Source organism: Verrucomicrobiia bacterium, assembly GCA_035946615.1.
In the GTDB taxonomy this organism is placed as follows: domain Bacteria; phylum Verrucomicrobiota; class Verrucomicrobiia; order Limisphaerales; family UBA8199; genus DASYZB01.
Window position 1 is genome coordinate 60,970 of the sequence record DASYZB010000114.1, and the last position, 15,340, is coordinate 76,309.

At 58.7% G+C, this 15,340-nt stretch carries 9 protein-coding genes; 2 read left to right on the forward strand and 7 right to left on the reverse strand.

All coding sequences use genetic code 11. The features are described from left to right. Window positions 1-169 precede the first annotated feature (169 nt). Both VG146_16585 and VG146_16590 read right to left on the reverse strand, forming a co-directional pair. Window positions 170-778: a hypothetical protein gene (locus VG146_16585; protein HEV2393971.1), complete on the reverse strand. Its 609-nt coding sequence runs from the start codon at window positions 776-778 to the stop codon at window positions 170-172. Between the two features lie 18 nt (window positions 779-796). After that, a complete protein-coding gene (locus VG146_16590) occupies window positions 797-4,501 on the reverse strand; it encodes an autotransporter-associated beta strand repeat-containing protein (protein HEV2393972.1) in 3,705 nt (1,234 codons plus the stop codon). A 205-nt stretch (window positions 4,502-4,706) separates the two neighbouring features. On the opposite strand from VG146_16590, the gene VG146_16595 reads away from it, so the two are divergent. Beyond that, entirely contained in the window at window positions 4,707-7,418 is a 2,712-nt protein-coding gene (locus VG146_16595; GenBank protein ID HEV2393973.1) for an alginate lyase family protein, read from the forward strand. Between the two features lie 216 nt (window positions 7,419-7,634). Here VG146_16595 and VG146_16600 read toward each other — a convergent pair whose 3' ends face one another. Further along, a complete protein-coding gene (locus tag VG146_16600) occupies window positions 7,635-9,104 on the reverse strand; it encodes a PLP-dependent transferase (GenBank protein HEV2393974.1) in 1,470 nt (489 codons plus the stop codon). 344 nt (window positions 9,105-9,448) lie between these two features. Next, window positions 9,449-10,234 (reverse strand): type II secretion system protein, encoded by a 786-nt coding sequence (locus VG146_16605; protein HEV2393975.1) that lies wholly within the window; start codon window positions 10,232-10,234, stop codon window positions 9,449-9,451. A 100-nt stretch (window positions 10,235-10,334) separates the two neighbouring features. Between VG146_16605 and VG146_16610 the strand changes: the two genes are divergently transcribed. Next, window positions 10,335-10,796, forward strand: coding sequence for a hypothetical protein (locus VG146_16610; protein HEV2393976.1), 462 nt, complete (start codon window positions 10,335-10,337; stop codon window positions 10,794-10,796). Window positions 10,797-11,060: 264 nt separating this feature from the next. Here VG146_16610 and VG146_16615 read toward each other — a convergent pair whose 3' ends face one another. From VG146_16615 to lysS, 3 genes are all read right to left on the reverse strand, one after another. Continuing rightward, on the reverse strand, window positions 11,061-11,261 hold the full coding sequence (locus tag VG146_16615) for a hypothetical protein (protein ID HEV2393977.1): 201 nt from the start codon (window positions 11,259-11,261) through the stop codon (window positions 11,061-11,063). 231 nt (window positions 11,262-11,492) lie between these two features. After that, window positions 11,493-13,322, reverse strand: coding sequence for a glutamine--tRNA ligase/YqeY domain fusion protein (locus VG146_16620; protein HEV2393978.1), 1,830 nt, complete (start codon window positions 13,320-13,322; stop codon window positions 11,493-11,495). Continuing rightward, window positions 13,319-14,788 (reverse strand): lysine--tRNA ligase, encoded by a 1,470-nt coding sequence (gene lysS, locus VG146_16625; GenBank protein ID HEV2393979.1) that lies wholly within the window; start codon window positions 14,786-14,788, stop codon window positions 13,319-13,321. The genes VG146_16620 and lysS overlap by 4 nt, the downstream gene beginning before the upstream one ends. Window positions 14,789-15,340: the final 552 nt, after the last annotated feature.

Below are 15,340 nucleotides of genomic sequence, written 5' to 3' on the forward strand. Positions count from 1 at the left end.
CGAAGCAAAAAGCCGCCATTCGTTAGTGTAGGTGACGACGTAAGGAGTCTCTGATCAGCAACTTCGGGGTGAACCAAAGGCGGCCAGTTGACAACCTTGATCAGAGGCTCCTTACGTCGTCTCCTACAAAGGTTTGGAACTGACCTTGTCATTGGCCCTGCCACAGGCTCTACGGCAGTTGCAGCATGTAGAACTCGGCCGGAATCGCGCGATTGATTGCGTTTGTGAAATTAAAATTGCCGTTTGAGTCAAAAACATTTGTAGCGACAGGCGTCCAGTCCGCGCGCGGCAAGGCAACATTTGTCGTGCTCAACACATAGTATGAGTTGCCTGGAGTGCCGCCGGTGCCGCTGATGATTACACCCGAGCCGGAAATGACGATTTTCCCGATGTCGGGCGGCGTTGTGGGAACAGCCACTTTCAAAGTGCCATTTTTGTTAAGGCCGCTGGTATCCCACACCAAGCCGGGACCGGGTGAAACAGGGATGATATTGGTGAAATCTGCGTTTGCTGAGCTGAAATTGAACAAGGTGAACGAGTCACCCGCTGTGAGCGCATCGCCCGTGAGGTTCAGGCTAAGGGTGCCGCCATAGGTTAGTGTCGTAACACCGGTAATCAAATCAACCGTGAAGATGCCGCCGGACTTTGCCACATCCATCTGGCAGGTCCCGCCCAAAGTCAGGGCGCCGGTAATGGTCAGTGTGCCATTGGTTCCGTTTCCGGCCGGCGACAAGCTGCCGCCGGGATAAATTGTAACGGGGGCATTAATCACGCCCATGCCGGCCAGAGTGCCTCCCTAAACAGCAACACTGCCGCCAATAGAGCCCTCGACGTATAGAAAGCCGTTGCTCACAGTGGTCGGTCCGGTATATGAACTCAAGCCGGTCAATGCCAGTTGAGCGTTTCCGATCTTCAACAACCCGCCCGGGCCGCCAATCACGCCGCTCATGATTAACCCCGGCGCCGTTCCGGCCGAATTCACGTTGATGGCGCCGGTGCCGCTCTGGAGGGTCACGTTGCCGTCAATGGTGCTATGGCCGTTCTCGCTATAAATCGTCGAGCCATCCAGCAAGACGATGGCTTTATTGACCGTGCTGGCGCTCAGGTTATAGACATCCAGTATCGCGTTAGTGTGAACGGTAATGGTTTTGGTCGAGTCCCCCACCTGAGTTGTTGTGGTCTGGATGGCAAAGATTCCTTCCTGGATATCAATATTTCCGAGGGCAGCATCAATCGGGTTGACGGCCACCAGCGAGACCTGGTTGGTTCCCGTTTTGATAATGTTATAGGGCTGGCCCCCCGTTGAAATTGAGGCGGAGCCGCCCCGGATATCCCATCGGCCTGTGCCACCGAAGGTTGTGTCCCCTGCCAGGGTAACCACCTTCAAGGCATTGATTTGCTGCGCACCGCTGTTGATTATTGCCCCCAACCCACCCACTCCAGCTCCGGAAACGGTAATTGGCTTCGACCCCAGGTTTTGCCCATTCACATCGAGAGCGGCTCCGGTCTCGATGGTGGCGCCGTTGGCGGGGGTGCCCAGCGCCGAGCCGCTACCAACCTGCAGCGTGCCGGCCATCACATCGATGGGCCCGGTAAATGCAGGATTCGCCGTATTCAGCGCCAAGAGGCTTGTGCCTCCTTTCACAATACTGCCACCTCCGATGATTTGCCCCGCCCCGGTAATGGTGAAGTTATTTGCGCTGGAGATATTGGTGAGAGCGGTTGGCGCAATCAGGACGCCGGCTCCGATGTTGATGTTGGTAACCACACCGGCCACCGAATCATCAAAAAGCACCGTATCGCCCGAGTAAAAGACATCCGGGGAACTATTCGCCAGGTTTAGCCAATTAGCGCTCACGCCGATGTCCCACGAACCGCTCGAAGTCGAGTTCCATTTCAGGTTGGCGCCCGAGCCCGAGAAAGTGACATTGACCTGGTTTGGCGTGCTGAGGTCCAGGGCCGCCGTATAATGCGTGCCGCCCACAACCGGATTAAAGCTCCCCGTCCTTGTGCCGCTGTAATCCATTAGGCGATAAGGGACGCCAATCGCCGGCAACCCCTCGAAATTCACCATTACCTGGTTGTTGTTGAGAGCCAGGTTTCCTGCCACTTCGATGATATCATTGATGCCGCTGCCCGGCGTCGCGTCGGCCGGGTTCATATCAAAAGCCAATCCTGCCCCAGGGTATAAAGTAAGGTCGCCTGCGCCAAAGCTGCCCGCAGTGGGGCCGTTGCCCGGATTAATGATACCGCTAGCGGTGACCGGGCCAGTGTTAGTTCCGTTGCCGCCCAAGGTCGCTCCGGGGGCATTGGTAAGAACTCCGCCCCCGGCAAGGGTGGTATTGACCAGGAGCAGCCCGGCATTGGCGAGAGTCGCCCCGGTGTAGGTGTCGGCGCCGGTGAGCGCAACGGACCCGGTTCCCTCTTGAACAAAAGAACCGGCGCCACTGATGGCATTCGGCACCACCACGCTGTCTGCGCGATTCCATGCCAGTTCGCCGTTATCGAGAATGGCCGAGGAAGGCAAGGTCCCATTCGTATCGCTGTTGCCGACATGGACTGCGCCGCTATCAATGGTAATGCTGCCGGAAAAAGCGTTCCCCGCGCTGTTATCCACGATCAACGTGCCGGTCCCCGCTTTGGTCAGGCCCGTCCCGCCTGCGATGCTTCCCGGGCCGGTAAAGGCATATGTCTTGGAGCTGTTGCTGACGATGAGGTCCCCCGGCAGCAACGTGGCCGAGAGATTAATCGTTGTCGGTCCGGTGGCTGAATCGTCGAACTGCACCGGCTGGCCGTTGTTGAAGGCCACGGGTGTGCCCAGTTTCAGCCAGTTGAGCGAGGTGGTGTCCCAAACGTCACTGGCGGTGCCGGCCCATTCGAGTTGGAAAGAAAGGGTTGGTCCATTGGTCAGGACCAGATCGACTGAACTATTGGCGAAGTTATTGGAAATATAACCTTGGTAATTAGGCGAGCTGGCGGGAAGCGCCCCCAGGACGAAGTCCGCAGAATTCAGAGCGGTAGCTTGGATGAGCGGAAACTGAGCCGGGTAAGCGCTTACCATGGGTATCGAAGCGATATTGATGGTGTTGTTGGTAATGCTGCTCACAAAGAAAATGTTCGCAACAACGCTGGGGGTGCCCGCAGCAGCCGCCAACGTCAGAATCGAGTCCCCAATGCCCAAGGCGCCAATCGGCGACACAGTTGTGCCGACGCTGCCGCCGTAATTGGTGACCACCAGCTTGCCGTCGCTCAGATTGATCGCGGTTGTGCCCGCCCCGGCATTGGTAATGACGTTGGCAATCACTGTCCCCCCGTTGATATTGAGTGTGCCCGAGGTGCTGGCTGCGCCGTTGCCGCCGGTCGTGTGGCCGAGCTCGAGAGTGGCGTTGACCAGGAGCGTGCCGGTGCCATTCACGTTGACGGTGCCGTTGCCGCTCTTGTTATTGGCCGAGGTCTGGAGGCCGGCCTGGAGGGTGTTCACATCAACAACGCCGGCATCGAACGTGAGTATCCCGGTGCTCGTGTTGGCCCCGGTGCCCGCGGTCGAGGCCCGGCCTACGACTATCGTATTGACTTGGGCATCGACGTATCCACCGGTAAAATCATCCGTGCCGCGGCAGGTGGTCGTTCCGCTATTGGCCCCGCCATCGCCCATGGACCAGATATTGACGCGACTGACTCCATCGGCAGCGCGGAAATAGGCCACCGGACTGGTGAACGCGGGATTAAACAGGATCGAGCTGCCGGTTTCCTTCTCGCTGCCCGTCGCAATGCTGGCGGCGAAAATCGCGTTGGTCTGGCCCAGGTACCAGAGGCTGCCCCCGCCGTTATTGCTGGAACTATGGCCGACATCAATCGCGGCGACGGTGGACGAACGGGCTGTAATGGTGTTGGTCTTGGCCAGCAAAAGCATCCCCGTCGAGCGATTGATGGATGGGCTGCTGTTCGCAGTTCCGACCAGGAGACGCCCAAGCATTGCGGTAAAGGTGTCCAGGCCGCTCAAGTCGAGGGTGGATTTTGCGCCATTGCCCGCAGCGCTTCCCTGGCGCACAAGGACATTGGCGCTGGGATTGTTCAGGACCAGCGCGCCGCTGCCTGAGACGGTATTGGTCTCGCGCTGACTCGAACCGTTGTCCGTTTCGGTGCCGGCCAGCAGCACGTTGCCTGCTGCGCTGTTCGAAACGACCAACGTGACGCCGGACGCGAGAAAGGTGTTGTGAAAGCCGTTGGTCTGGCTGTAGGCAAGAGCCGCGATGGAAAAATCGGCTCCCACCACATTGTCGGCTGCATCAGCCCCGGAGCTGTTTGTTGCGCCCTCATCATTAAAGATGGCGCTATCGGTGAGAGTGGGAGGGCCTGCGGGGTCCCAGTTACCCGGGGTGGCCCACAACAGGTCCGTGCCGCTGGCGCCGGTCCAGGAATAGGTCCCCGCTGATGCTATACCGCTGGTGAAGAACGCTGCTGCGAACATCGTCAGGAATTGGAGTGGGGTGATTTTCATAGGGTGCGGTTTCAACGGTTCATCTACCATTAGCCACCCTACCAATACCCATCAACAAATGAACATTGAACATTTGTTCGATGGGGCCGGATTAGCGAAGGCAGCAGGACGGTTTGGAAACAGCCCATTCAGTGTTGAGCCTCAACGAATGTTCGATAGCGGCGGGGCTCGGGGTTTTGTAAGATTCGGTTGGAACTAAATTTTTATGGCAACAACTCCACTATCGCGCCGTGCATGGCTTTGGGCCGCTGGTCTTGGCCTCTTTATGGCTTGGGCCGGGCCGCCATTGGCTGCCGGAACAAACCTCACGCTGGATGTGGCCCGCATCGATCAGGAACGGATTCTCACAGCAGCCGCCAAAGCAATGATGTCAGCCCCGCTGACAATTACCCAATTCCGCGCGCCTCTGAGCCAAGGTGGGCCGAATGATTTCTACTCGAATGGCGATTATTGGTGGCCCGACCCCGGCAAGCCGGACGGTTTGCCTTATGTTCAGCGGGACGGCCAATCCAATCCAAACAATTTCAACGAACACCGCCGTTGCCTCACTCAACTGAGCGAGGCCATCGCCGTGCTGGGGGCGGCGTATGAAATCACTCACGAGGAGCGATATGCGCAAAAGGCCGCCGAGCTGCTGCGGGTCTTCTTTCTCGACCCTGCAACACGCATGAAGCCGAGCCTGAACTATTCGCAGGCAATACCAGGCCGCACGGCGGGGCGTGGCACAGGAATCATTGATACCCTGCACCTGGTCGAGGTGCCGGTCGCGGTGGCCATCCTTCAACACTCGCCCGCCTTCCCATCCGGCGTGCTGGCCGGGCTTCAAAAATGGTTTCGCGATTACTCCGATTGGATGCTCTCGAGTGCCAATGGCCAGCAGGAGGCCGCCGCCCGAAACAATCATTCGGTGGCTTTTTACCTTCAGCTTGCGGTGTTCGCGCGATTCACCGGCAACGAGGCCCTCCTGGATCAATACCGCCGCCAATTTAAGCAGGTCTTTATCCCCATGCAAATGGCCACCGACGGGAGTTTTCCAGCCGAACTGCGCCGGACCAAGCCGTATGGCTACTCCATTTTCCAGCTCGATAATATAGCCACTCTCTGCCAGGTGTTGTCCACACCCGCTGACAACCTCTGGACCTTTTCGCTCCCAGACGGGCGCGGGATACGCGCTGCCATGGCGTTCCTTTACCCGTACCTGGCCGACAAAGCCAAATGGCCGCATAAACCGGATGTCCAGGCCTGGGAGGCCTGGCCCGCGCGCCAACCCTGCCTGGTGTTTGCCGGCCTGGCTCTGGACCAGCCCCAATACCTCCATCTCTGGGAAAAGCTGCCGCCTGACCCCGCAGACCCCGAGGTGCGGCGCAATATCGCCATTACCCAACCGCTCATCTGGTTGAGCTTCACCCAGCAAATCCAACAAGCCAGTGCGTCAATGAAGCCGGACCGTCTGGAACCGGAACCTGAAATCCGCACGCCAAAGGCGCCGCTTTCGCCCCGCATAAATGGGCCGTCGGTTTTCGGTGCCCGGCCCGGCTCGCCCTTCATGTACACCATTCCCGTCACGGGCGAGCGTCCGATGGAGTTTTCTGCCGAAGGGCTCCCGCCGGGCTTGCAGCTCAATGCCGTAACCGGCGAGATAGCAGGGCGCTTGGAAAAACCGGATCAGTATGATCTTCTTTTGCGCGTAAAGAATGAGCGAGGCGCCACCGAGCGCAAGTTCCGCATCGTCATAGGCGAGACGATTGCCCTGACGCCGCCGATGGGCTGGAACAGTTGGAACTGCTGGGGCAGCAGGGTGGATGCCGACAAGGTGCTTCGCAGCGCGCGCGCGATGGCGGCTTGTGGGTTGATCGACCACGGCTGGAGCTACATCAATATCGATGATGCTTGGCAAGGCCGGCGCGGCGGTCCCTTCAACGCCATTCAAGGCAACGAGAAGTTTCCGGACCTGAAGGGTCTGTGCGACGCCATTCACCACTTGGGCCTTAAGACGGGCATCTATTCGACGCCCTGGACCACCTCTTATGCGGATCACATCGGCGGCAGCGCCCAGAATCCCGAGGGAACCTGGGCCAAACCAACCGTCCCCAAACGAGGCAACGTAAATAAGAAGCGACTGCCATGGGCCATCGGAAAATACTCCTTCGCCCGGAACGATGCCAAACAATGGGCGGCCTGGGGGATCGATTACCTCAAATACGATTGGAACCCGAACGAGCCGCCGGAGACCCAGGAGATGTATGACGCGCTCCGTCAGAGCGGGCAGGACATCGTTCTGAGCTTGTCCAACAGCACCCCCTTCACGAACGCGCCGGCTCTTTCGAAAATCGCCAATTGCTGGCGAACCACAGGCGACATCCGCGATACATGGGTTTCGATGAGCAAAAAGGGGTTCGGCGAAGATAAGTGGGAACCCTTCGCCCATCCGGGGCATTGGAATGATCCGGACATGCTGGTCGTGGGGCAAGTCGGCTGGGGCAGCCCCCATCCGACCCGCCTTACCCCCGACGAGCAATACACGCATATCACCCTGTGGTGCCTCTTGGCCGCGCCACTCCTGCTGGGCTGCGACCTCGAGAAACTCGATGCCTTCACGCTCAACCTGCTGAGCAATGACGAGGTCCTGGCCGTGGATCAGGACGCCCTCGGCAACCAGGCCCACTGCATCGCCAGCGAGGGCGACACGCTTGCGTACGCAAAAGCCCTTGAAAGCGGGGGAAAAGCCGTCGGGCTATTCAACCTCGACTCGGCCCCCACTGTCGTGAAGGTCCGGTGGGCCGACCTCGGCATCTCCGGCAAGATGGCCGTGCGCGATTTGTGGCGGCAGAAGGACCTCGGGGAGTACGAGGATGAATTTGAACTCACAGTTGCAGGCCATGGCGCCGAGTTGGTGAAACTCCAACCCGCCAGATAGCCAAACCCGACCTTACGGAACGCCTCCCCCCAAATTGCCAGGGCCGTTGCCACTGCCCCCGCCCCAAATGCTCCCCGCCCAATACAATGCCTGGCCGACGATCGCTACAACTGCCTGAGCCGTGATGCAGTTGCCAAGAGAACTTCACCTTGAAGGGCAATGGGTCTGCCGGTTCATTCAACCGCTTCCAATTCTGGCGGTGCGCATACCGAAGCATCATGATGTAGTGTCGCCCTCTAAAGCATGCGCGAGACGTTTCCATATTTCCTCCGGGTCCTCCAAGCCAACAGAAATTCGGATCAGGTAACGGGAGACACCACAGGCCTCGGCCCAATCCAATTCGGTGTAATGCGCCAGCAGTGTGAACGGGCAAGCCAGGGTAAAAATGGTTCCCAGGCTTGGGCCTTTGCAGAAAGCGAGGCGGTCGTAAATTGCCGATGAAGTGGTCTGGGCGTCTTTGGGCAAAAAGGTCAGGAGAGCGCCCCAGCCGCCGTCCTTGCGGCGGACGGCTTCGTAAGCGTCGTTGAATTCCCATTTGGGGTACCACACCCGTTCGACCGCAGGATGGCGCCGCAAACGCTCGGCCAACAGCAGGCCATTCTCGTTGTGCCGCCGCATCCGTTCCGGGAAGCCGCGCGCCTGTTGGTCCAGGACAATGGCATCCTGGCCCCAAAGCAGTTCCTCATGGCGGGTGCGCACAATCTGCTTGAGTTCGGGGTAGAGGGGCGAGCGGGGATTGCAGATGAGCGCGCCGCCCATGGCATCGCCGGTGCCAACGATGAATTTGGTCAGGCTGGTCGCAATCAAATCGGCGTGGGGGCTCAGATCGATGTTCATGGGTGTTGCGACAACGTCATCCACTATCAGTGGCACGCGGTGTGCCCTTAAGAGCGGGGCGACCTGGCGCAAATCAGCGCTACCCAGCAACGGATTGCCCGGGATTTCGCAGAAACAACCGGAGAGACATTCTCGTTCGAGCAAGTTTCCCAATTGTGTTTCGATACCCTCTAAGTGCTGAAGCAGGATGCCGCGGTGCCCGAATTTCTGCTGCAGTTTCAGACTATCGACATAAGGAAAGCCCAATTGCGCGGTCGGCAGGCCGGGCGCCCGCTCGAGGACGGCTAGCAAGGCCGCGAACATGGAGGCCATGCCGCTTGGGGCTAGAAAGACGTCGTCCTCGCTGCAATCGTAAAAGCCGGCCAGTTGCCGCCGTAGCGAGGCGCGGGCAGGTTCGTAGTCGGCTTGGCCATTTCTGCCGCCCAGCCGCGCCTCGGCCTCGCGGCTGGAAACGATGAGGCCAGTGTGCTGCCAGAAGACGCGCAAGGCTGTATGGCCGGCGGCTTCGGCACACACGCCGTATAAGCCTTGGCTGGAGACCACACGGGCCTCGGCGCCGGCATCGCGGGCGAACGCAGCCGCCAACTCCGCCGCTCGGGCCGATGGAAACGGCAGACAAGGCTGGCCGTGGCCCAGTTGCCGGCCCAGTTCGAGCACCAGGGGATGAATCACAAATCGCGGATAGCCGCTGGACAGCCGACCCATGACCTCAGCGCTCTTCTCTTCGTAGCCAACCACATCGCGCCAGCGCGGCAGAGCGACCGAGACCGCGTGCGGCGAAGCCGGGATGGACTGGCCCAATTGGTCAGGCCGCCAGACCGGATTGTGGAGCAAGTCGCACGCGTTCATCGTGTTTTCCAAATCTAAGTAATTGGGACTATAGCGTAAGTGGAAGGCCTTGCCAACCTTGCCAAGGATGCGCCGATTGTGGCACATTTGTTGCCGACTCCTATCTATGTGACTCACTTACTGAGGTTTACGTGGCGAGTCCATCGGAATTAAAGAAAAAAACTGGTCTTCTTGTCGAGAATTGCTTCATTCCCTGTCCCTTGCATCAGGTCAATAACCTACTGGCATAAAACCAGTTTATGGCGCAGGTTACTATGTTGCTTCAGCCCTCTTTTCATAGGTGGGAGGATCCTGAAGTCGGAGCGACTCCTTAACCGGAGCCGCTCTTTTTATGTGGTCGATAATTAGTATGGCTGGAACGCGTAGCGGAGGCGGTCGGCTTCACGAACGGCCCATAGGTTTTCCGGCCATACCGAGCCGCCATATTTGATGAAATGCGCGCTGCCATCGACGAAAGCAAAATTGGAGCCGCCGGCCTTGACCTTGGGAATACGATTGGCTGAGTGACAGCCGTGTTCGACGCGGTCAAAGTCATTTCCATCGCCCTCAAGCAAATCCATATAATAGTCCAGGGCGACCGGAGGGGTCTCGTTGGGCAAGTTTTTTTTCTCGCCAAAAACGACTGTGATCGAGGGCATCACAACGGCTGTTTCTTTCATAGCCGCAGGCACGACCAGGTCATTGGTGAGGTAATCGTTCCATCCATTGATCAAATAGCTTCGAGGGGCGCGGTCCTGCGGGGTCGGGGAGCCCAGCATCGTTAATGGGACGCCACGCGAGGCGTCGGTGGGGCAGACCAGCAGGTTTGTGGTGCGGTAATAATCCACCAGGAGCGTCGGCCACCGGTAAGCATTGGTGCGGGGCGGATAGTAGTCGTTAAAATCATCCGCGTAGAGCTTCAGTGCCAAAGTGAGCTGTTTGAGGTTGTTCACGCATTTAATGCGATTGGCCGATTCTTTGGCCCGGGCCAACCCTGGCAGGAGCATGCTGGCCAGGATAGCTATAATGGCAATAACGACCAATAACTCGATGAGAGTAAAAGCAGCGCGAGGGGCGCCCGGCGGGAATTGCCAATCGCCTGGGATGCTTCGCGTGAGACGGGCCGTTGGATAAGATCGATTCTTTTTCATACATTCGTTCGCATGTTTATCACTGACGCTGCCCGCTCTAATTGGCTAGTCGCATGCCAAGTCGAATATTTTGACTGTTTTGGCGTCAACCCTTTACTATATGACGCCGAAAGTTTGGACCCTGATAGCCGCCGCCGTGGTGTTCGGCAGCTTGTCGCTCTACCTGAACAAAGACTGGTTTGCCAAAGACAATATTCAAATCATCCACCGTTCGCGTCCGGCGCGCGGAAGGTTTGCGCGGGGCAACAATCGTGCCACGGCTGCTGTTGAACCGATTACTTTCGGGTTCGACCGCAAGCTGAAGCTCACCTCGCTCAAGGTCATTCCCCTGAGCGACATCGAGACAAACAAGTTCCCGCAGCCCATCTGGAACCTCGTGTCGGATTCCAACTCCGCCCCCATAAAGCAGTTCAGCTACGGCATGCGGATTCCGGGAATGCGCCCGGCATTCAAAGGGGTGGCCCCGGAGCCGCTGCAGCCCGGGGAGGTTTACCGGCTCTTTATTCAGGCCGGCTCCTTGAAGGCCCAGCACGACTTCACCCCCGTGCCCAGAGTAGATTAAGACGGGTCCGGCTTCCTTTTGGTTACAGGGAGGGGTGCGAGTGCAAGGCAGCAGCACGCGACTACTGCTCCAATCCAACTAATTGGCTCGCTTCGAGCTGAAACTCATGCTCAGGGGCCACAGCTCGAATCCTGCCAGTGCGAAATGATGATCGAAGCCAAAAACCGTTCTCGATGCCCTCGCGCCGTATAAGGGTGACGGAAAGGCAATCGGTTAAACTCAGGTTCTGATCGGAGAACATCTCCAGCGAGCAAGCGCAGGCTCTCAGGGGACTGGCAAAGCGACTGTCAGGCGTGGGTCGTCAAAGGCTAAAACTATCTCGGCATGTTGGACGCGGTGTTCGCGCGCGAGGTCCATCGCCTCGGCGCTGTGTTTAAAACTTTGGGCCTGTTCTTTCTCGGGGGTCCATTGGGCGGGTTCCCGGAAATACAAACCTGTCCCGGCATCACGAAGCAGTACTCTCATAGTGAACTGTGGGCTCGAATCTTCTGCATTTTTCTGTTGCACCCAGGAAGACCGGGCTGCCAGGAGAGACAAGGCGGCCCCGCAGGCACGGTCTCGACCAACTGAAAACTGCGGCTCTCGAGGCGCCACCGGCCAGAGAGTCCAACTAACCGATGCGGATTATGGAGGCAGGCCGGAGAGGAAAGCTACAAAGACTTGTTCACTTCTTTTTGCAAGTTGTTCACAGTTTCTTCACAAAGGCTTTCTGGCCTCTTTTGCCCAGGTGTCTTTCAAGGTGATCGTCCGATTGAACACCGGTTTGCCCGGCGCACTGTCGGGGTCCAGCGCGAAATAAGCCAGGCGCTCGAACTGAAAGCGCAACTCGGGTCGGGCTTCCTTGAGGCTGGGCTCGCATTTGGCGGTCACCACTTCGAGTGAATTCGGGTTAAGATGCTTTTTAAAGTCGCCTTCTGCATCCGGTTCAGCGGCGGTAAAAAGTCGATCATAAAGGCGCGTCTCCGCATCCAGCGCATGGGCGGCGCTCACCCAATGGATGGTGCCCTTTATCTTGCGCGAGGCGGTCGGGCCGCCGGTTTTGCTGTCCAGGTCCGCCGTGCAGCGCAACTCGGTGATATTGCCGCCGGCATCCTTAATCACTTCATCACACTTGATAATATAAGCGTATTTGAGGCGCGCCTCGCCGCCCGGGCGCAGGCGGAAATACTTGGGCGGGGGCGTTTCCATGAAATCATCCCGCTCGATAAAGAGGTCGCGGCTGAAGGGGACATTGCGTGTCCCGGCGTTCTCGTCCTCGGGGTTGTTAACCGCCGCGACTTGCTCAATTTTCCCCGCAGGATAATTGGTGATCACCACCTTGAGCGGGCGCAGGACGGCCAAACGCCGCAGGGCCCGGCGATTCAGGTCTTCGCGAATGACATGCTCGAAGACGGCGATATCGGTCTGGCTGCTGTATTTGGTGACACCGATATTGTAAGCGAACTGGCGGAGGGCGCTGGCCGGAATGCCACGACGCCGCAACCCGGAAATGGTGGGCATGCGCGGGTCATCCCAACCGGTGACGACGTTCTCATTGACAAGCTGGATGAGCTTGCGCTTGGAAACGATGGTGTAGCTGGGAATCAGCTTGGCGAATTCATATTGGCGCGGCAGGGGCCGCGGCAGGTCGAGATGTTCGAGAATCCAATCATAGAGAGGGCGATGGACCTCGAATTCAAGCGTGCAGATGCTGTGAGTGATGCCTTCGATGTAATCACTCAGGCAATGCGCAAAGTCGTACATGGGGTAGATGCACCATTGATTGCCTGTGTGGTGGTGTTCGGCGTGGCGAATGCGGTAAAGAACCGGGTCGCGCAGCCAGATGTTGGGCGAGGCCATGTCGATGCGGGCGCGCAAGGTCCGGGCGCCGTCGGGGAACTCCCCGTTTTTCATCCGCACGAACAGATCGAGGTTTTCCTCGACCGAACGATTGCGGAAGGGGCTTTCCTGTCCTGGGCGGTCTGGCGCGCCGCGGTATTTGTCGGTGTCTTCAGCGGATAAATCATCGACATACGCAACGCCCTTGCGAATGAGCTGGAGGGCGTATTCATAAATCTGCGGGAAATAATCGGAGGCGTAAAAGGGCTCGCAGGCGGACGCTTGTTTGAGGGCGGACGGGTAGAGGGGCGGGAGATAAAAATCAGTCTTGCCATTGAGGGCTTGGGTTTTGAGGGCTGCGCCTTGAGCCTTGAGTCCCAGCCGGTCGTCAGCCCAATCCTCAATCAGCCACTTCACGTCCGCCGTAATGGAATCCACATACTCCACCTCTTCCTTGGCGGGATTGGTGTCGTCCATGCGCAGGTTGCAAATGCCGCCAAACTCGCGAGCGATGCCGAAGTTGAGGCAAATGGATTTGGCATGACCGATGTGCAGATAACCGTTTGGTTCGGGGGGGAAACGGGTGTGGATTTGGGGATATTTGCCTTCCTTTACGTGGGCCTCGACGATGTCGCGGATGAAATCCGATGGAGCGGGCGGGCTGGCGGTGGCCGAAGGCGGGTTGGACGGTTTGTTGGCAGTTGTCATGGACGCGGGGCAGGAGAGGGTTTCAATTGCGGGAACAGGATGACGTCGCGGATGCTTTCCTGTCCCAGGAGCATCATGCAAAGCCGGTCGATTCCCATGCCCATGCCACCGGCAGGGGGCATGCCATGTTCGAGGGCGACAAGAAAATCCTCATCCATTTTTTGCTGCTCGCCGCCGGCCTGGTGTTCCAGGCGCGCGCGCTGTTCGATGGGGTCGTTCTGTTCGGTATAGGCGGGAGCGATTTCCTGGCCGTTGATGCAGCACTCGAAGACCTCGACGGTGGTTGGGTCCTCGGGGGCGAGTTTGGCCAGCGGGATCAATTCCTTGGGGGCGTGAGTGACAAAGGTGGGATGGATCAGGGTCGGCTCGATGAGCTTCTCGAAGACGGCCTGGGTGACCTCGAAATCTTCATATTCTTTGCCGACCTCGGCTCCCAGCTTGAGGGCGCGCTCGCGCCGCTCGGACGGAGTACTCTCAAACCAATCCGCTCCCGCCCGTTCACGGACGAGGTCTTTGTATTTGATGCGCCGCCAGGGCGGTGTGAGATCAATGGCTCGAGTCACGTTGCCCTCGGCATCCTTATGCTCGATGCGCAACGCGCCCAACACCTTCTGGGCCACCTGACAGACCAGCGACTGCACCAACTCCATCATGCTCTCATAATCTCCATAGGCCTGGTAGGCCTCCAACATTGTAAACTCGGGATTGTGCTTGCGCGAGAGCCCCTCGTTGCGGAAGTTGCGCCCCAGCTCGAACACCTTGTCGATGCCGCCCACCAGCAGGCGTTTGAGGTACAACTCGAGGGCGATGCGCAGATAAAAGTTGCATCCCAGCGCATTGTGATGCGTGACGAAAGGCTGGGCCGCCGCCCCACCGGGAATGGCCTGCATCATGGGCGTCTCGACCTCGACATAGCCGCGTTCGTTGAGGAAATTGCGAATCTCGCGGATGATTTGGCTGCGTTTCAAGAAGACCTCTTTGACCTCCGGGTTGGAGACCAGGTCGAGGTAACGCCGGCGGTAACGGATTTCGGTGTCCGCCAGCCCATGCCACTTCTCGGGGGGCGGGCGGAGGGCCTTGGCCAGGATCGAAAAGGAGGACAATCGCACGGAGATTTCGCCGGTTTTGGTGGTAAACAAAGTCCCGGTGGCGCCGATGAAATCGCCGAGATCGAGGTGGCGAAAGACATCAAACTGCTCATCGCCGAGGACGTTCTTCTGAGCATAGACTTGGAGCCGGCCACTCTGGTCACGGACATCGATGAACATGCTTTTGCCCATGTCCCGATGGGCTGTGACGCGCCCGGCGACGGAGACTTGCCGGCCTTCGGCGTAATTGGCGCGGGCCTGGGCGCATTGTTCGGTGGGGGAGAACTTGTTCCGGAACGGATCAATGCCCTTGGCGCGGAGCGAGGCCAGTTTGGCCTTGCGCTGTTCGATCAGTGAATTGGTCTCATCAATGCCCATCGCGAGCGGGAATGAAACACGGAAAAAGTCCCCTTGCCAATGGGCAATTTGGGGGCGCGGAAAGGCAGGCGAGGCGCAAGGAGGGAGGACAGAAGACTATACATAGGGGGACCCCTCTCTCCCGCTGCGACGGCGCGACAGCGCGGCGAGTCGGAAGGGGAGAGGGAGAATCCTCGGCAGGTTACGGTTGTGGCGCATGTTGCAGACTCCTGTGTAACTTGGACTTGTGGTTAGGCTGTCCGACATCCGGGTTTAGCGCGAGGGCGCGCCGAACAGCGCCCGGGGCGGGCGCGCTCCCCGGTGGCTGTGGCAACCTACCGCAACCGTCCAACCTACCTCAATCTACCGTAGTCTTCTGTAGCCTACCGCAAGCTACCGAGAGGCTACTGTGAGGCTACCGTGGTTGCGGCGGGGGTCGGGCGAGGGAAGGGTGCAGGGCCGGCGGAGGCGGGGGCTTCTTGGCCGCGAAGACCACTCAGGATTGCCTTAAGATGCTCCGTGCTCGCCTTTAGCTCTCGGCGCTTATTTGCGAGGTCCTGAATCTCGAGGGTC

Bases quoted from the DNA above. Each gene is read 5' to 3' on its own strand.
- VG146_16585 (HEV2393971.1), bottom strand. From the start codon at position 778: ATGGGCGTGATTAATGCCCCCGTTACAATTTATCCCGGCGGCAGCTTG.
- VG146_16590 (HEV2393972.1), bottom strand. From the start codon at position 4,501: ATGAAAATCACCCCACTCCAATTCCTGACGATGTTCGCAGCAGCGTTC.
- VG146_16595 (HEV2393973.1), top strand. From the start codon at position 4,707: ATGGCAACAACTCCACTATCGCGCCGTGCATGGCTTTGGGCCGCTGGT.
- VG146_16600 (HEV2393974.1), bottom strand. From the start codon at position 9,104: ATGAACGCGTGCGACTTGCTCCACAATCCGGTCTGGCGGCCTGACCAA.
- VG146_16605 (HEV2393975.1), bottom strand. From the start codon at position 10,234: ATGAAAAAGAATCGATCTTATCCAACGGCCCGTCTCACGCGAAGCATC.
- VG146_16610 (HEV2393976.1), top strand. From the start codon at position 10,335: ATGACGCCGAAAGTTTGGACCCTGATAGCCGCCGCCGTGGTGTTCGGC.
- VG146_16615 (HEV2393977.1), bottom strand. From the start codon at position 11,261: ATGAGAGTACTGCTTCGTGATGCCGGGACAGGTTTGTATTTCCGGGAA.
- VG146_16620 (HEV2393978.1), bottom strand. From the start codon at position 13,322: ATGACAACTGCCAACAAACCGTCCAACCCGCCTTCGGCCACCGCCAGC.
- lysS (HEV2393979.1), bottom strand. From the start codon at position 14,788: ATGGGCATTGATGAGACCAATTCACTGATCGAACAGCGCAAGGCCAAA.